Origin of the sequence: Pseudomonas sp. WS 5011 (genome assembly GCF_012985775.1) — a bacterium.
GTDB classification, from domain to species: domain Bacteria; phylum Pseudomonadota; class Gammaproteobacteria; order Pseudomonadales; family Pseudomonadaceae; genus Aquipseudomonas; species Aquipseudomonas peli.
Window position 1 is genome coordinate 68,553 of record NZ_JAAQXA010000009.1, and the last position, 18,289, is coordinate 86,841.

Sequence of the window (18,289 nt, forward strand, 5' to 3'; positions counted from 1 at the left end):
CTCAACCCTCCCGGCTTTCGAAGTCGATACGCGGATCGACCAGTGTATAGGTAATGTCGCCGATCAATTTCACCACCAGGCCCAGCAACGTGAAGATAAACAGGGTGCCGAACACCACCGGGTAATCGCGGTTGATTGCGGCCTCGAAACTCATCAGGCCCAGGCCGTCGAGGGAGAAGATCACCTCGATCAGTAATGAGCCGGTAAAGAAAATGCCGATAAAGGCCGCCGGGAAGCCGGCGATGATGATCAGCATGGCGTTACGGAACACATGGCCATAGAGCACGCGGTTGTTGCTCAGGCCCTTGGCGCGAGCGGTGACCACGTACTGTTTGTTGATCTCATCGAGAAAGCTGTTTTTGGTCAGCAGCGTCAGGGTGGCGAAGTTGCCGATTACCAGTGCCGTGACGGGCAGCGCCAGGTGCCAGAAATAGTCGAGCAGCTTGCCGGTAAAGCTCAGCTCGTCGAAATTGTTAGACGTCAGTCCGCGCAGCGGGAACCAGTCCCAGTAGCTGCCGCCAGCAAACAGCACGATCAGCAGAATGGCGAAGAGGAAGGCGGGGATGGCGTAACCGACGATGATCGCCGAGCTGGTCCAGACGTCGAAGGCGCTGCCGTGGCGCGTGGCCTTGGCGATGCCCAGCGGGATCGACACTAGGTACATGATCAGCGTGCTCCATAGCCCCAGGGAGATCGACACCGGCATCTTCTCGATGATCAGGTCGATGACCTCCGCATCGCGGAAGAAGCTCGAGCCAAAGTCCAGCTGCGCGTAGCTCTTGAGCATCAGCCAGAAGCGTTCCGGGGCGGATTTATCGAAGCCGTACATGCGCTCAATTTCTGCCACCAGCTCGGGGTCCAGGCCCTGGGCGCCGCGGTAGTTGGAACCGGCCACCGAAACTTCGGCACCGCCGCCGGCAATCCGGCTGGTAGCGCCGTCAAAGCCTTCCAGCTTGGCGATCATCTGCTCGACCGGGCCACCGGGGGCGGCCTGGATGATGATGAAGTTGATCAGCAGAATGCCGAACAGCGTGGGGATGATCAGCAGCAGCCGACGAAAGATATACGCCAGCATCTTATTGCTCCACGTCTACGGCGGGGTGAGCGGCAGCTTCGTCGGCTACGGCTTCAGGTGATTTCTCGCGGGCCCACCAGGTGTGCAGGCCTATGTCGTATTTCGGGCTTATTTCCGGGTGCTCAAAGCGGTTCCAGTAGGCCACGCGCCAGGTCTTGATATGCCAGTTGGGCACCACGTAATGGCCCCACAGCAGCACACGGTCGAGGGCACGGGTCTGGGTGATCAGGCTCTGGCGCGAGTCGGCTTTGATCAGACCCTCGACCAGGCTGTCCACTGCAGGGTCTTTCAGGCCGATAAAGTTGCGGCTGCCGGGGTTGTCGGCGCTGCTGGAGTGCCAGTATTCGCGCTGCTCGTTGCCAGGGGAGTTGGACTGACCAAAGCCACCGACGATCAGATCAAAGTCACGTGAACGCAGGCGGTTGATGTACTGGGACACGTCAACGCGGCGGATCACCAGTTCGATGCCCAGGTCAGCCAGGTTACGTTTGAACGGCAGCAGGACGCGTTCGAATTCGGTTTGCGCCAGCAGGAACTCGAAGCTCACCGGTTTGCCTGTGCTGTCGAGCATCTGATCGCCATCCACGCGCCAGCCGGCTTCCTGCAGCAACTGATAAGCGCGGCGCTGCTGCTCACGAATGATGCCGCTGCCATCGGTGACAGGGGGTTGGTACTCGTCGGTAAATACCTGGGGCGGAATCTGCGCGCGCAGCGGCTCAAGCAGCCTCAACTCATCTGCGGACGGTAGGCCGATTGAGGCCAGTTCGGAGTTGTCGAAGTAGCTGCGCGTACGCGTGTAGGCGCCGTTGAACAGCTGGCGGTTGGCCCACTCGTAATCGAACAGCAGGCCCAGGGCTTCACGCACGCGACGGTCCGTGAACAACGGACGGCGGGTGTTGAAGATAAAGCCCTGCATGCCCGTGGGGTTATGGTTGGCGATTTCTTCCTTGATCAGCTGGCCGTTGGCAACTGCGGGGGTGTTGTAGGCGGTGGCCCAGTTCTTTGCGCTGGTTTCCAGCCAATAGTCGAATTGCCCAGCCTTGAGTGCTTCAAGGGCGACGGTGTTGTCGCGGTAATAGTCGATTTCCAGGGTGTCGAAATTGTAGAACCCGCGATTGACCGGCAAGTCCTTGCCCCACCAGTCCTTGACCCGCTCATAGCGAATCGAACGGCCGGCATGCACGTCCGCCACCTTGTAAGGCCCACTGCCCAGCGGCACATCGAGGTTGCCTTTACTGAAGTCACGCTCGGCCCACCAGTGTTTTGGCAGCACCGGCAGCTGGCCGACGATCAACGGCAGCTCACGGTTACCGGCATGCTTGAAGACAAAACGCACGCGGTGGGTGCTTTCGACCTCCACCTTGTCGACGTCGGCGTAGTAGCCGCGGTACATCGGTGCGCCTTTGCTCATCAGCGTATCGAAGCTGAACTTGACGTCTTCGGCGGTCACCGGCTGACCGTCGTGGAAGCGTGCCTCTGGGCGCAGGTAGAAGCGTACCCAGGCGTTGTCCGGGGCTTTCTCGATCTTTTCTGCGAGCAGACCGTATTCGGTAAAGGGTTCATCCAGACCATGGCGTGTCAGGGTGTCGTAGATCATGCCGATATCGTCGGCCGGCACGCCCTTGTTAATGAATGGGTTGAGGCTATCGAAGCCGCCAAAACCGGCCTGACGCAGGGTGCCGCCTTTGGGCGCATCCGGGTTTACATAGTCGAAGTGCTTGAAGTTAGTCGGGTACTTGGGAGGCTCGTCGTACAGGGTTTGTGCGTGCTTGGGGCCGGCCAGGGCCAGGCTGGCAACGCCAAGCAGGGCAATGCCACTGACGTGGATTAACAGGGCGCGCAATGCATGGGTCATTCAGCGTTCTCCATGGATTTCAGCCACCAGGTACGCAGGCCCAGGGTGTAGGGCGGCGTGGTGACGAAGGCAAATCGGTTGCGGTAAGCCAGGCGGTGGTAATCGATATACCAGTTTGGAATGCTGTAGTGCTGCCACAACAGTACCCGGTCAAGGGCGCGAGTGGCGGCGATCTGCTCGTCGCGGCTCTGCGCCGATAGCAGTTTTTCGATCATGGCGTCGACCACCGGGTGGGTAACCCCCGCATAATTTCTGCCGCCTTTGACCTTGGCCTGAGACGAGTGGAAATACAGCGACTGTTCCAGGCCAGGGCTGAGGGTTTGCGGCAGGGTCAGCAGAATCATGTCGAAGTCGTATTGGTCTAGGCGCTGCTTGTATTGGGCGCGGTCGACGGTGCGCAGGTTGGCCTGGATGCCAATGCTGGCGAGATTTTCGGTAAAGGGCTGGAGAATGCGTTCAAGGTTTGGGTTGACCAGCAATATTTCAAAGCGCAGCGGCTGCCCCTCACTGTTGAGCAGGCGTTGGCCGGAAGGCTTCCAGCCGGCTTCGGCCAATAGACCGAGGGCGCGGCGCAAGGTTTCCCGCGGGATACCCCGGCCATCGGTCTGCGGCATGCTGAATGGTTCGCTGAACAGGCGCGCCTGCAACTGTTTGCGGTAGGGCGAGAGCAACAGCCACTCGGCGCCTTCTGGTTTGCCGCTGGCTGAGAACTCGCTGTTGGGGTAATAACTTTTGGCGCGGGTGTAGGAGCTGTTGAACAGTGCGCGGTTGGCCCACTCGAAGTCGAACAGCAGGCCCAGGGCTTCGCGTACCTGGCGGTCAGCAAACACCTCGCGGCGGGTGTTCATAAACAGCGCTTGGGTCTGGGTCGGGATCTGGTGCGGAATCTCGGCGCGGATCACTTCGCCTCGGCTCAATGCCGGGAAGCGATAGCCATTGGCCCAGTTCTTCGCCTGCTGTTCGATATAAATGTCGAATTCACCGGCCTTGAACGCCTCGAAAGCCACATGGCTGTCGCGGTAGAACTCCACGTCGACCTGGTCAAAATTGTACTTGCCGCGGTTGACCGGCAATTTGGCGCCCCACCAGTCCTTAACTCGTTCAAAGCGCAGGCTGCGCCCAGGGCTGACTTGGGTAATTCGGTAAGGGCCGCTGCCCAGCGGCGGCTCATAAGTGGTGGCCTTGAAGTCGCGGCCTTTCCAGTAGTGCTGCGGCAGCACCGGCAATTCACCGAGGCGCAGAATGAGAAGAGAGTTGCCGGCGCGCTTAAGCACAAAACGAATGCTGTGGCGGTTGAGGATATCGACCCGTTTTACTTCCTGCAGGTTGGTGCGGTACTGCGGGTGACCGTCCTTGAGCAGCAGGCGGTAGGAGAAGGCCACGTCATAGGCGGTGATCGGTTTGCCGTCGTGAAAGCGCGCTTCGCGGCGTAGGTTGAACACCACCCAGCTACGGTCATCACTGTATTCCACTGATTCGGCGATCAGGCCGTAACTGGAGGCCGGCTCATCACCGGATGGGTCATAGGCGCCGGTGCCGACCATCAGCGGCGCGTTCAGCTCGTTGACCCCGTACTGCAGGAAATTGGCCGTGCTGATCGGGCTGCTGCCCTTGAAAGTGTATGGGTTGAGCGTGTCGAACGTGCCGTTGGCCATCATTCGCAGCGTGCCGCCTTTGGGGGCTTCCGGATTGACCCAGGCGAAATGGGTGAAGCTGGCGGGATACTTCAGCTCGCCAAACTGGGCGTAACCATGGCTTTTATACAGAGTGGCCCAGGCAGATGAACTGATGGCCATGCAGAGAAGTAACGAGAGGAGGGGACGTATCAAGTGAAATATCCGATCCGTGGCGTCTTGTGGGCTGCTGGTCAGGCACATTAACAGCTTGTATCGGCTGGAAAAAGGGTAGGTTCGACAGCCGTTGATGGCGGCACTTTGACTACACTCAAGTGATCCACTGCGAGGGCATCATTTTGCTAACAGCCTGCCATGGTTTGCAGTCATGGATCGATCGCTTCAATCAAGCCGAATTACCCGCCCTGGCTGCGGTGGTGCAGGATCTGCATCGTTTGACCCTGGGTGACAAATCGTCCGTGCAGCAACTGGCAGACGTTCTGCTACGCGACGCGGCCTTGACCACCAAGGTGCTGCGTATCGGCAATAGTGTCTACTACAACCCCTCGCTGGAGCCTATTCGCACGATTTCCCGGGCAATCGTGCTGATTGGCTTCGACAACGTACGGCAAATCGGCCTGTCGATTAGCCTGATCGACGGCCTGCTGGCACGCAGCTCCCGCGATCAGCTTGCTGAACTGTTGGCGCGCTCGTTTCACGCCGCCGTGCAAGCGCGCAATATCGCCGGCTACGTGCTGACTAAAAATGATGAGGAAGTGTTTATCGCCGCCTTGTTACATAACGTCGGTGAGCTGGCGTTCTGGGGCTGCGCCGGTGATGCGGCGGATGACCTGGCCAGTGCTCTGGCGCAACCTGGAATCGATGTGGACGAGCTGGTGATGCAACAACTGGGCACCAGTTTCCGTCAGCTCAGTTTGGCGCTGGTGAAAAGCTGGAACCTGGGCGACACCGTTAGCCTGGCGCATCAGTCCACCAGCCAGAATGACCCGGCCGTCAAAGCCGTGACCCTAGGGGCAAAGATTAGTCAGGCCGCGCTGGATGGCTGGGATACTCCAGTAATGGAGACGCTGGTAGGGCAGTTGGCCAGTTTCATCGGTGTGACCCCTCAAGAAGCCATGCAGCAGGTGCTGGCCAGCGCTGAGGAAACCGTGAAGATGGCGGCAACCTTTGGCGCCAGTCAGCTGTGCAAGCTGATCCCCAATACCGACCCGGAGCAGATTCGTCTGCAGCAGGAGCAACGTAAGGCACGCCTGCTACAGCCCAACTTGCTGGTTTTGCAGCAAGCGCTGCAGGACCTTGGCTTGATGGTTTCGCGCCGTGGTGATCTGGGTATGGTGCTCGATACCTTGTTCAAGGGGCTTCATCTGGGCGCGGGGCTAGAGCGCATCATGCTGGTAGTGCTGTCAGATGGGCAGAGTTGTTTCCGCTGCAAGCGTGTGATGGGCGAGGGAACGGCCGGTTGGGCCCATGATTTTATTTTGCCGGTTGAACAAACCGAACAGCCGCATATTTTCAGTTATGCCCTGCGCAACAAAGAGGCCCTCTGGATGGGGGTGCCGGCCAGTTACAACCTGAATGAGTTGGTCACTCAACCGATTCGCCAACGCCTAGGGCAGGGGATGTTCTTTATTGCCCCCCTGTTGGCAGGCACCCGCGAAATTGGCTTGCTGTATGCCGACAGTCGGGTATCGGGGCGGGCCTTGAAGCACGAGCAGTTTGTCGCCTTTCAGCGCTTTACCCAGTTGACCGGGCGTTGCCTGGAGGCGATGAGCAAGAAGGCGTGATCAGTTTAGGCTGTACAGGGTCAAGGTCTGCCCTGGCTTGAGCGCTTTGCCAGCTTTGGGATTCCAGCTCTGCAGGCTCTTCATTGGCACCTTGAAGCGCTTGGCGATCAGGTACAGCGAGTCACCCTGGCGCACCTTGTAGTAGGTTGCGTTCTGCCGCCGTGGGGCGCTGCCACTGCTGCCGCTTGCACCGCTGAGTTGGCTGCCGGCTTGTAAGGTGAGCACTTGACCGACACGCAGGCTGTTGCCTGAAAGCTTATTCCAGCGCTGCACATCCTTGACGGCGACCTGGTGGTTTTTGGCGATCTGCCAGAGGTTGTCACCGTTTTTCACCCGATAGGTACGGCTGGGGGCACTGTGGGCCACGCTGCGTTGGAATACCGGTTCGCGCGCGGGTACACCCGGTTGCGCGGGGATACTCAGCACCTGGCCAATGCGCAGGTTATTGCTTGAAAGCTTGTTGATGTCTTTGAGGGTGTTAACCGTGAGCTGGTGCCGGTTGGCGATGCTGTGCAGGCTGTCACCGGAGCGCACGCGGTATTGCTGCCAGTCCACCTGCTCCTGAGGCTTCATCAAGGACAGGTTGGCGGTCAGCAACTCGGCTTTGTCAGTGGGTATCAGCAGGTGCTTGGGGCCGTCGAGGGTAATGCCTTTTTTGAACGCGGGATTAAGCAGGTACAGCTCGTCTTCATCCAGATCTGCCATGGCGGCGACACGCGCAAGGTCCATGCGCTGAGTGAAGGCAACCTTTTCGAAGTAGGGTTCATTGGCAATCGGCGCGAGGCTGACGCCATAGGCTTGAGGCGTCATCACCACTTGCGAGAGGGCCAGTAGCTTGGGCACGTAATTCTGGGTTTCCACTGGCAGCGAGAGGTTCCAGTAATCGGTCGGCAGGCCGAGCTTCTGGTTGCGCTCAATCGCCCGGCTTACACGGCCTTCGCCAGCGTTATAGGCTGCCAGGGCTAACAACCAGTCGCCGTTGAACATTTCCTTGAGACGAGTCAGGTAGCTGATTGCCGCATCGGTTGAGGCCATCACGTCGCGGCGGCCGTCGTACCAGTTGGTCTGGCGTAGGTTGAAGTTGCGCCCGGTGGAGGGGATGAACTGCCACAGCCCAACGGCATGTGCATGGGAATAGGCCAGTGGGTTGTAGGAGCTTTCGATCATCGGCAGCAGTGCCAGCTCCATCGGCATATTGCGCTGCTCCAGGCGCTCAACGATGAAGTGGATATAGGGGCTGCTGCGCTCGCCGGCTTTCTCGATAAACGTAGGGTTGCTGACGAACCACAGACGCTGTTGCTCGATACGCGGGTTGAGGGTGATGGTGTCCTGCAACTGGTAGCCGTTGCGTACCCGTTCCCAGATGTCTTTGGGTTCTTCGGGGGCAGGCGCCACGCTGCTGTTGAGCCATTCTGGCTCTTGCTCAAGACCGACCGCGCGGTCGGTGTCGCGGCCGCTGTCAGGGCGATATTGGTTGCTGGTCTGGCAACCTGCCAGGGTTACGCACATGATCACCACAAGCGTCTGAGCGCTTTGTGCCAATGCCTTTAAATTCAAGGTCTTGCGTGGTGATAGAGGCATTGGCGGCGATGTACTTCCCGGCGAAAAGGTCGGGCGATTCTAGGAACCAGCATGCCCCTGGTCAAGTTTTAACCAGTCTTTTGTGTGGTTGTCGAGGTTTAGAAATGGTCCTTCCAGGCGCGTAAGGCAGCGAAAACCTGCGCTGGCGAGCGGCTTGCAGGCCCTTCGCGTTCGCTGATGCGGTCGCCGACCGACGGTTGCGCGCTGCGCAAAAAAGGATTGGTGGCACGCTCCAGGCCAATCGACGACGGCAGGCTGATTTGCCCCTCTTCGCGCCATTGACTGACCTGAGCCAGGCGTTGATTGATGTCTGGATTATCGGGTTCAACAGCCACAGCAAAGCGCAGGTTGCTCAGGGTGTATTCATGGGTACAGAACACCTGAGTCTGTTCGGGGAGGGCGGCCAGGCGGCTGAGCGAGTTGTGCATTTGCTCGGGGCTGCCTTCAAACAAGCGACCACAGCCGCCAGCAAACAGCGTGTCACCACAAAACAGCCAGTGCTGCTCAGGCTGGATATAGGCTATATGCCCAAGTGTGTGTCCCGGCACTTCATATATGTCGAATCGCTGGCCCAGCACTTCAGCCTGGTCGCCGTCGCGCAGCGCCAGGTCGCGACCTGGAATTTTTTCGTTGGCCGGCCCCATTACTCGAGCACCGGTGGCCGCCTTTAGTCGTTCAATGCCGCCGACGTGATCGAAATGATGGTGGGTGATCAGAATATCGCTCAACTGCCAGCCTGGGTTGGCCGCCAGCCAGGCCTCGACCGGCGCGGCGTCACCCGGGTCAACAACCGCGCAGCGACGCTGCTTCAGGTCTTGCAGCAGCCATATATAGTTGTCGGAGAATGCGGGCAGGGCGTCGATTTTTATCATCAGTCGGTCGCTAAGCAGGGTACAAAAGTGCATCTTAGGCGGCAATGGCGGTGCTGGCTATGCAGTACGATCTGCTGCGCGTCGGCCCTGCTGCGTTAAAACAGGCTCGGATGCGAGCCCAGTCGGAATGCTCATGTAAAAAAGTACACTCCGTTTCCTCGCCTGTTCTTGCCTTGCAGGACTCTAGCTCGCGAGGTCGTGAATAGACTCTAAGCTCCAGCTCGGTCGTGAATAATACGGGAGTAGCCCCTTATGTCCGATCACCCTTTTGCCCATGCAGACAGTGAATGGCTTGACCTAATTGCCTCAGCGCGCACTTGGCTGAGTGGCCCACTCGGGCAGTTGCTGCTGGAGCAGGAGCGGCAATTGCTGGAGGAAGAGCTGGCGCGCTTCTTTGGCGGTTACCTGGTGCATTACGGCCCAGCCGCCGAAACGCCGCCGGATGCTCAGCAGATTCAGCGCAGTGTGCGCCTGGGCGCGCCGTTCAAGGGCGTGGAAATTGTTTGTGAGGAGCAATCCTGGCCGCTCACCGAGCATGCTGCCGATGTGGTGGTGGTACAGCACGGCCTGGATTTCAGCCTGTCACCCCACGGTTTGCTCCGTGAGGCGGCACGCAGCGTACGCCCAGGCGGTCATCTGCTGATCGTGGGTATCAACCCGATGAGCACCTGGGGTATGCGTCATTTCATAACACGCGATGCCTTGCGCCAGGCGCGCTGTATCGCGCCCAGTCGGGTCAGTGACTGGTTGCACCTGTTGGGTTTCGCGCTGGAGAAACGCCGCTTCGGGTGCTATCGTCCGCCGCTTTCTTCGCCGGCCTGGCAGGCGCGGTTGGCGGGGCTGGAGCGTTTAGGCGCAGCATGGCAGCCACCCGGTGGCGGTTTTTACGTGCTGGTGGCCCGTAAGCTGGTCGTGGGGCTACGGCCATTGCGCCAACCTAACCGGCAGCCGGTAGGTAAATTGCTGCCGATGCCCGTGGCCAAAGTCAGCCGCCGCGAAACACCTCAGAAATAGCAGCGGCCGGACTAATTGAGCGAGAGATTGCAGATACATGAGTGAACAGGTTGAGATCTACACCGACGGCGCCTGCAAAGGTAATCCTGGCGTGGGTGGCTGGGGAGCGTTACTGATTTGCAAGGGTGTGGAGAAGGAGCTGTGGGGCGGTGAACCCAACACCACCAATAATCGCATGGAACTGATGGCCGCGATTTGTGCCTTGATCGCGCTGACGCGTCCCTGTTCGGTGCGCCTGGTTACCGACTCGCAGTATGTGATGAAAGGCATCCAGGAATGGATGCCGAACTGGAAGAAACGCGGCTGGAAGACCGCCGCCAAAGAGCCGGTGAAGAATGCCGATCTGTGGCAGGCGTTGGACGAACAGGTCAATCGGCATAACGTTACCTGGCAGTGGGTGCGCGGTCATACCGGCCATCCGGGTAACGAGAAGGCCGATCAACTGGCCAACCGCGGTGTGGATGAAGTGAGGGCAAAGAAGCATGCGTAGCGTCGTCCTGCTCCGCCGCTAGGGTAGGTGTGTAAACGGATTCATTTCCAGTCTCAGTTCAGTCAGTGAAAGGGTCATCTGGGTGAAGACTGGGCTCGTTGCTACCATTACGCATAGAAATGTAAACCTTGGGTGTTCTGACCCTTGCATGGTTTACATTTTTCCTCGTCCTCCCATTCCTTCCTATGTTGTGGCTCAATGATTCTGGACACCCCGATAGGGCGTTAAGCTTCGCCCAGCAATGAGGTGTTTACGTGACCAGAAGATCATTCAGTACAGATTTCAAACTCGAAGCAGCAGGCCTAGTTCTGGATCAAGGCTATTCAATTCCCGAAGCTTGCAAGTCGATGGGCGTAGGCCCGACCGCATTACGTCGATGGGTGGAGCAACTGCGCCGTGAGCGTGGTGGCACAACCCCGCCGCGCAGCAAGGCCATGACTCCCGAGCAGAAACGCATACAAGACCTGGAGGCTCAGGTTCGGCGTTTGGAGCGGGAGAAAGAGATCCTAAAAAGGCTACCGCTCTCTTGATGTCGGACTCCCTCGATCAGTAGCGCTGATTGAGGCATTGGGCGAGCGGTATCCACGCGCCGAACTGTGCCGCGTATTTGGCGTAAATCGCAGTAGTGTTTACGACGCCTGCACACGGCGCCGTCGGATAGATCATCGGCGGGCTGCTATGCGTCAGCTGGCCACTGAGCTTCATCTACAAAGTCGAGGCTCAGCTGGAGCAAGAACATTGTCAGCGGCGCTGCGGATACAGGGTGTCGCTGTGGGGCGTTTCCTTGCCGAACGCCTGATGAAAGAGGCTCGGCTGTTCAGTTCGCAATCGCGCAAGCATCGTTATCGCCGAGCTGATGGTGAAAATGCTATCGCGGCGAATGAGCTAGATCGGCAGTTCAAAGTGAGCGGCCCCAACCAAGTGTGGTGCGGCGACGTGAGGGTAATCGCTGGATCTACCTGGCGGCGGTGATGGATCTGTATGCACGCCGCATCGTGGGCTGGGCGCTATCCAATCGACCAGACTCGCAACTTACGACGCGCGCTTTGCGCGTGGCGTTTGAGTCCCGTGGTTGCACGCAGCAACTGATGTTTCACTCAGACCAAGGCAGCCATTACACCAGCATCGAGTTACGTCAAATGCTGTGGCGCTATCGGATCAAACAGAGCATGAGCCGCCGTGGTAACTGCTGGAATAACGCACCGATGGAGCGCTTTTTCAGAAGTCTGAAAACAGAGTGGATGCCGGAGCATGGCTATACCAATCAAGGCAACGCTGAGGCGGACGTACTGCGCTATCTGACGGATTACTACAATCATCAGCGGCCACACAGTTACAACGGATAAAAAACGCCAGTGGAGGCTGAATCACTGGCCGGATAAACCTAAACCAGTGTCCAGAATTCGTTGATCACAACAGTTCTGGGTTCAAATCCCATTAAGGAGTTAAACCCGCACTGTGAATGTAGCTATTGGGCGCGACACAGAAATGATCTGCCTCTATGGACTTGATAGCTGCGCTACACACCTCAGATTCCATGAGCTCGCAGTCATTTTTGGGGGCAGTAATTAAAATTTTCCTAAGGCCGCTGTGTGACCAGAGTGCCTAAAAATATAAAATAGGACTCCCTGCAAGTAAATAAGAGAATTAATCTTAGAGTGAAAGGTAGAGTAGTGTAAAAGTACGCTTTAATAATATTAATATAAGATAAATTGGGTTTGCTTAGTGCTTATATTCCTCGTTGGCGTAGCGCTGAAGCGCTGAAGCGCTTAAGTCTGATTTGGATAATTTAGCATTAAAACCATACATTGCCTCGTTGTTGTCTAGCCTGTCTACAAAATAATATTTTTTCTTGAAGTTATAAATTGTTTCTAGCGTGCTAGAAAATACAGGAACTTCATAATAGCTGATTGGGTGCGATTCTTCTAAGTCAACAAGTTCACCGCGGTTGTTGCGTAGATCCGTTGCTAAGATCTGCCAGCTATCTTCGTCAAAATAGAATCGCCGCATTGCATGTGGATGGCTAAACCCCTCACGAAACTTTGCATCCACTACCCATGCACGGTGTAACTCGTGACGCAGAAACTCTGGGTTAATGGTGCTTTTAAGAAGGATTTAATCATAAGGAAGACCCTTTTGATGTGTTTCATAACTGTTGTAAGGAGTCAACATTTAAACTTTACCAAGCAAAGTCCACTTGTAACGATTTGAAGCGCCTTTATATATTTCAACCATGTCGGCTGCTGCTAGGCCATGCGTGTCGGGCTGTATTGCGGCGTATGCAAGTTCTGGTAAGCGTCTTACGCGTCGATCACTTCAAGCAAAGCGCCATGCTTTTCTTATTGATAGGATTTGATCTAGAGTTTCTTGTACAGCAAGAGAGGTTCGTACAAGTTTGCTAGGCGAGGTAATTACATATTTGTAGTAGAATATAGTGTTGTCTAGTCAATTGCGGAGGATGATGGTCGACTGAATTTCAAGGAAAATAAAACGTTCTCAAAGATCTTTAAAGGAATCCATGATCTTGAACTGCGTTATGGTGAATCTGGAGTATTTGTTCGCGGGAAATATTGGTATGACTTTGAGTTAAAAGATGAGCACCGCGAACTATACGATATTGATGATAGCGATCGTAAAGCAGGAGCCCAAGCGTCGGGGGGGCAAATTTTGGATGCCTTCATTTACCATAATTACTATATAAATGAAATTAATGGATCTGTTCGTGTTGGCAAACAGGTGGTAAGTTGGGGGGAGAGTGTTTTCATTCAGAATAGTATCAACACAGTTAATCCTTATGATATAGCTGCATTCCGTCGGCCCGGTGCGGAAATTAAGGAGGGGCTGATACCTGTTAATATGGTTTATGTATCGCAATCACTGGGCGAACAACTATCAGTAGAGGCGTTCTACCAGTTGCAGTGGGATAAAACAATTGTAGATAACTGTGGCACATTCTTCTCCACATCTGATGTTGCTGCAGAAGGTTGTAACGTTGGATTAAGCATGGCTGGCTCTGACTATAATCGAGATGATCCAGGATATATATATGTAAAAAAGAAGAACGACCGTGAGGCTCGCGATAGCGGTCAATATGGTGTAGCACTGCGCTGGCTCGCAGAAGAACTAAATAGCACCGAGTTTGGGTTGTACTCAATTAAATATCACAGCCGAAGTCCGCTAGTTAGTAGTTATTTAACTACCGCAAATCCATTTACAGCACCGGCATATGGTGGTGGTGATTCAGCAGTTCAGATTGAGTACCCAGAAAATATACAGTTATACGGAGCAAGCTTTCAAACAAACGTTGGTGTAGCAAGCGTGTCGGGCGAGATAAGCTATAGACCAAATCAACCACTACAGATAAACGCCTCTGATTTGGTTTTAACTTCATTTAATACTGGCCCTCTATTACCGACTCAAATACAGAGCTCTTTCATGTCAGGTGATTATCTTAAGGGCTATATGCGCAAGCCAGTAACACAGGCCCAAGCATCGCTTGTGCAAAATTTTGACCAAATATTGGGTGCCAGCCGTCTGATTTTTGTAGGCGAGGTTGGATATAACCATATAGCTGATATTGGTGAAGGTAGTGGTGACGAAGTTCGTTTCGGTCGTGATGGGATTTATGGCGCAGGTGAGTACACCCAGCAGTCTCCTCTCGGAGCTGGCCTCTGTGAAGCTTTACTTAACTCACGTGCAAAAGATTGCAACAGCGACGGCTTCTACACTCGTAATTCCTGGGGGTATCGCCTAAGTGCTAGCCTTGAATATAACGGAGTTCTATCAGGCATAAATCTTATTCCAAGCATCGCGTGGTCGCAGGATGTTCGAGGGTATAGCCAGAACTTCAATGAGGGCAGTAAGGCAGCTAGTATCGGACTAGGGGCTGATTACTTAAATACTTACACAGCAGGGATAACATACACTGATTTCTTCGGTGGAAAGTATAACTCACAGACAGACCGTGACTTCGTATCGCTCACATTTGGCGCAAATTTCTGAAAGGCACAAAAATGACTAAGTTAATCAGTTTAACAATTGGCCTAGCGCTTAGCGCTTCTATCTCGGCTTTTGCTGCAGTCTCACCAGAGCAAGCTACGGTTTTGGGCAAGTCGCTCACGCATATCGGAGCAGAGAATTCGGGTAATGAGGACGGAAGTATTCCTGAGTGGAACGGAGGGCTGCCTATCGATGCCGGCATTATTACGAATGGGTTTCGCCAAAACCCCTATGCTGACGAAAAGCCGATATTCGTAATCGATGGAAAAAACCACACCCAGTACCAGGACAACTTGAGTCCAGGTCAAGTAGCGCTGTTTAAGCGTTATCCGGAAACATTCAAAATGCCGGTATATGTTACTCACCGTTCGGCAGGATTACCAGAATTCCTTATTAGCGATATCAAGACCAATGCACTGAAGACGGTATTAGTTGAAGGAGGGAATGGATTGGAGAATTTCAAATCAGCAATCCCATTTCCAATACCTCAGAATGGCCTGGAGGTAATCTGGAATCACATAGCTCGTTATCGAGGGGGCAAAAGTAAGCGTCAGACATCGACTGTCACTCCTCAAAAGAATGGCGACTTCGTGCCAACTAACCTAGTCGAGTCATTTTCTTCCGCGGATCAACTGCAAGATTATGACCCCGCAGTATCTAGCAATATTTTGTTCTACTATATGTCTAGAACTACTGAGCCTGCTCGGTATGCAGGTAATGTACTGCTCGTACATGAAACGCTTAACCAAGTAAAAGAGCCCCGAATGGCATGGTTCTATAATTCGGGGCAACGCCGAGTTCGACGTGCGCCACAAGTTGCTTATGACTCACCAGCAGAGAGCACAGAAGGTCTCAAAACTGCAGATGGCCTAGAGATCTTCAATGGCTCGCCTGACCGTTATGAATGGAAACTTGTAGGTAAGCGTGAAGTCTATATTCCTTACAACAGTTATCTTGCAGGATCACCAACGGTTGACTATAAAACACTGCTTAAGCAAGGCCACCTAAATCCTGATTACACGCGTTATGAGCTACATCGCGTCTGGGAGGTGGTCGCTACTCTCAAGAATGGGCAACGCCATATTTATGCTAAGCGACACTTCTTCATCGATGAGGATACTTGGACAATTGCGGTGGCGGATCACTACGATGGACGTGGCAATTTGTGGCGTGTTGGAGAGGCGCATCTTCAATATTTTTATGACGTTAAGGCCACATATCAGACGCCAGAGGTGATCTACGATCTGCTCGCTGGTAGATACGTTGTTACTGGCCTGATAAATGAACGACCTAATGCATACGACTTCAGTTTCACTTCGAAGAAGAGCGATTACACACCATCTGCTTTACGAAACATGGGTATTCGCTGATTAAGATTGGGCCACCGTCGGTGGCCCTTTTATCATAGAATGCCAAGATATTTAGCTCTCGAAACTGCTTGGGTTCTGCGTTTTACTTCCAGTTTTCCGCACAATTTTTGGACGTGACACTTCACAGTAAATAGCGAGATATATAGTTGGTCGGCTATTTCCTGGTTCGAATGCCCCATTTCTACTAACCGGAGCACTTGCGTCTCTCTGGGGCTGAGTAAAAAAACCGAAGGTTCTCCGCTGAACAATCTGACCATCTTGTCATTACGGTATTTAATACTATCGATCGGCAACCGGTAGTGCAGGCGCTCGCATTCGTTAACCGCACGATTATAAAGTTTCTTAGCCATAATAGTGTCGCTCCGTTCAAACGCTATTTCTGCTTGTACGAAGAGACCATCACAAAAAATTAGTAGCAAGCCGTTGGTAAAAGCCATTTTTATCACAAGCTGAATCCTCGCTTCAGCCTCTTCAATCAAGCCAGACTTTAGTTCTGCACGGGCTAGGAGTAGTTGTGTCTCGTACAAGAAGTCAGGTTTTGCATTCGCTTGGATGACATCGGGGTTATGCAGGGAACCATGTCGGACAACTAAATTTTCGAGTATAATACGAGCTGGCGATACATCTCCGCGTTCGATTAAAATTTCGGCTCGAGTTTTATCAATAACACTGCGGTATGTTGTCTCCTCGACAGCTTGATCGTGCAACCATCGCTCTGCGTTCTGCACATGTTCCTCTGCTAGTTTAGTGTCCCCCTTGACTAGGGCGATTGACGCATACCCTAAAAAGATTTGATAACCGAAAACTTCAGAAGTCTGAAAGGCGAGACTCTGAATTTGCTCAAATTCCTGCTTTGCCTCGGTGATCCGTCCCATTCGAAGCTTGAGTGTTGCTTGTAATAATCTCAACCTTAAATACAGAGTTGATTTGTGGTATTGCGCGTGCTTAATATTATCTGATTGCTGCTCCAGAATAATTAATGCGTCATTTATGTGCCCTTTCACCTCTAATAGCTGCGATTTGTAAAGGGTTATGAAACATTCAGCTTCTTGGCATCTAATACTTTGAGAATACATTAGTGCTTTACAAATTAATCCCTCAGCTAAATTGAACTCAACTCGGAAAAGCCGATGTTGGATTAATACTGCCCAAGACATTGAAGCGATCAGCCAATTTTCATGTGAGATATTTTCAAGAAACTGACTGCACGAGTAGTATGCCGCTTGGGATTCGCCCGATAAATGCTGCGCTATTCCCTGTATGCCTCGACAGTATGTGGTTAAATCTAGTTGTTCAACAGCACTTGATGAAGGTAAAGCTTTATCAAGTATGGATAAGCTATCTTTAGCTTCTTCAGGTCGTAAAGTTATGATGCAAGAACATGCATATAATTTAGCCAGTTTCGTGTTACTTTCAACTATCTCTACCGGCAACCGATTTCGATAATTTATTATCTTTCGTGCTATTTGCACTTCTATTAAATCATTTATATTGACTACCTCAAGTAGCGCGGCAGCTTTTACAGGCTGCTCCGCTAGAAGAGCTTGTTCTATTGCTAAGTGATTCTCTCCCTTTCGTATATAATATTGATACACTTTAAAGTGTAAGTCACGTATTTGCTCGTCTTGTAGAATTGGAGCTAATAGCTTAGCTATTGGGCGTATCAAGCGGAATCCTTCATGTCGTCTATCAGAGGAAACTAATACTGATTCTTTTTCAATGAGCGATGTTATTATTTTATCTGACTTAAGAGATAGACCAAATAACTCGTAACACAGACCTTCATCGAAGATGGGTATGTTGCTCAGAGATATTAGTTTTTCGATTTCTTCTGTGTTTAGTTCACTCAAAAGCTCGTGTTGTAAGTATTCAAACAATAGTGACTGAACGTCAGCCCCTATCCGTAGGTGCAAGATTATCTCAGCACACCATCCTCCTGAGCGGATAAAAATATCTTTGGCTCGTAGGGCCGAAATTCCTGCGGAGCACAACAGGTTATTAGTTTCATCGCTATTGAATGCAAGTTTATCAAAGTTAATCTCAAGTAGATTTCCATCCAGAATTAGCTTCGGAAAGTTGAGTCCAGGCCGCCGCCGAGCTGTTACCCACCATGAGATATTGTCTCCATGCGATGCGAGCAGTTGACTGAATGCTTTATCAAAGCTCTTTTCGACTCCGCACGGAAAATTATCTATCATCAGCCACAGTTTGTGCTGGTTACGACAGAGAGAGGTCTGTAGGCTGGTTTCTGTCCAGGGCCCAGAATCTGGCCAGATAGCATCAGCTAATTGATGTACAAATTCGTCAAATGTAAGTTTTCTTCCACTTAATGGTACCCAAATTACTTTGCAACTTGCGGTGCGGGCACAATCGGCCATTAAAACTGTTTTTCCATAACCCGCAGGCGCAACAAGAAGCCGAAGGCGACAGGAAGAAGCTTGAAGCGATTTAACTAGCTTCAAGCGTTTGACGTGGGGGTGCGGCATCTTGGGTAAGTTTGCAGCTTTAATCTGCGTCGCGAGTTCAGAAGTTATTTCGGTTTTTTCTTCATGCTCGTGTGTGTTGTCTTTTTCGTAAGATCTTGTTTTAATTTCGCAGTTCATAGTGAATATCAC

11 protein-coding genes and 2 pseudogenes are annotated in these 18,289 nt (G+C 53.2%); 6 read left to right on the top strand and 7 right to left on the bottom strand.

Annotated elements, in window-relative coordinates:
• Nucleotide 1 precedes the first annotated feature (1 nt).
• The 3 genes from HBN63_RS11780 to HBN63_RS11790 are packed head-to-tail and all read right to left on the bottom strand — an operon-like array spanning nt 2 to nt 4,756.
• Nucleotides 2-1,075 carry a microcin C ABC transporter permease YejB gene (locus HBN63_RS11780; RefSeq protein ID WP_160088426.1) on the bottom strand — a complete coding sequence of 358 codons (1,074 nt, stop codon included), beginning with the start codon at nt 1,073-1,075 and terminating at the stop codon, nt 2-4.
• Nucleotide 1,076: 1 nt separating this feature from the next.
• Nucleotides 1,077-2,930, bottom strand: a complete 1,854-nt coding sequence (locus HBN63_RS11785; RefSeq protein ID WP_170049545.1) for an extracellular solute-binding protein — start codon at nt 2,928-2,930, stop codon at nt 1,077-1,079.
• The gene (locus HBN63_RS11790) at nt 2,927-4,756 is read right to left on the bottom strand and encodes an extracellular solute-binding protein (protein ID WP_170049608.1); all 1,830 of its coding nucleotides are present in this window, start codon (nt 4,754-4,756) and stop codon (nt 2,927-2,929) included. Before HBN63_RS11790 ends, HBN63_RS11785 begins: the two co-directional genes overlap by 4 nt.
• 167 nt (nt 4,757-4,923) lie before the next feature.
• Here HBN63_RS11790 and HBN63_RS11795 point away from each other — a divergent pair, with 167 nt between their 5' ends.
• Nucleotides 4,924-6,348 carry an HDOD domain-containing protein gene (locus tag HBN63_RS11795; RefSeq protein WP_170049546.1) on the top strand — a complete coding sequence of 475 codons (1,425 nt, stop codon included), beginning with the start codon at nt 4,924-4,926 and terminating at the stop codon, nt 6,346-6,348.
• Here HBN63_RS11795 and HBN63_RS11800 read toward each other — a convergent pair whose 3' ends face one another.
• Nucleotides 6,349-7,929 carry a lytic transglycosylase domain-containing protein gene (locus tag HBN63_RS11800; protein ID WP_170049547.1) on the bottom strand — a complete coding sequence of 527 codons (1,581 nt, stop codon included), beginning with the start codon at nt 7,927-7,929 and terminating at the stop codon, nt 6,349-6,351. It abuts the gene before it with no gap.
• 98 nt (nt 7,930-8,027) lie between these two features.
• A complete protein-coding gene (gene gloB, locus HBN63_RS11805) occupies nt 8,028-8,801 on the bottom strand; it encodes a hydroxyacylglutathione hydrolase (RefSeq protein WP_170049548.1) in 774 nt (257 codons plus the stop codon).
• 252 nt (nt 8,802-9,053) lie between these two features.
• Between gloB and HBN63_RS11810 the strand changes: the two genes are divergently transcribed.
• From HBN63_RS11810 to HBN63_RS11820, 3 genes and pseudogenes are all read left to right on the top strand, one after another.
• Nucleotides 9,054-9,815: a methyltransferase domain-containing protein gene (locus HBN63_RS11810; protein WP_160088416.1), complete on the top strand. Its 762-nt coding sequence runs from the start codon at nt 9,054-9,056 to the stop codon at nt 9,813-9,815.
• A gap of 37 nt (nt 9,816-9,852) precedes the next feature.
• Nucleotides 9,853-10,305 (top strand): ribonuclease HI, encoded by a 453-nt coding sequence (rnhA, locus tag HBN63_RS11815; RefSeq protein ID WP_090255849.1) that lies wholly within the window; start codon nt 9,853-9,855, stop codon nt 10,303-10,305.
• 254 nt (nt 10,306-10,559) lie between these two features.
• Nucleotides 10,560-11,651 (top strand): annotated as a pseudogene (locus HBN63_RS11820) (IS3 family transposase).
• Between the two features lie 376 nt (nt 11,652-12,027).
• Here HBN63_RS11820 and HBN63_RS11825 read toward each other — a convergent pair.
• Nucleotides 12,028-12,750 (bottom strand): annotated as a pseudogene (locus HBN63_RS11825) (DUF1329 domain-containing protein); the annotation flags it as partial.
• A 57-nt stretch (nt 12,751-12,807) separates the two neighbouring features.
• On the opposite strand from HBN63_RS11825, the gene HBN63_RS11830 reads away from it, so the two are divergent.
• Entirely contained in the window at nt 12,808-14,307 is a 1,500-nt protein-coding gene (locus HBN63_RS11830) for a DUF1302 domain-containing protein (protein ID WP_330219703.1), read from the top strand.
• A gap of 11 nt (nt 14,308-14,318) precedes the next feature.
• On the top strand, nt 14,319-15,674 hold the full coding sequence (locus tag HBN63_RS11835; protein ID WP_058182732.1) for a DUF1329 domain-containing protein: 1,356 nt from the start codon (nt 14,319-14,321) through the stop codon (nt 15,672-15,674).
• Nucleotides 15,675-15,706: 32 nt separating this feature from the next.
• On the opposite strand, the gene HBN63_RS11840 is transcribed toward HBN63_RS11835, so the two are convergent.
• Nucleotides 15,707-18,277 carry a LuxR C-terminal-related transcriptional regulator gene (locus HBN63_RS11840; RefSeq protein ID WP_162237613.1) on the bottom strand — a complete coding sequence of 857 codons (2,571 nt, stop codon included), beginning with the start codon at nt 18,275-18,277 and terminating at the stop codon, nt 15,707-15,709.
• Between the last annotated feature and the right edge of the window lie 12 nt (nt 18,278-18,289).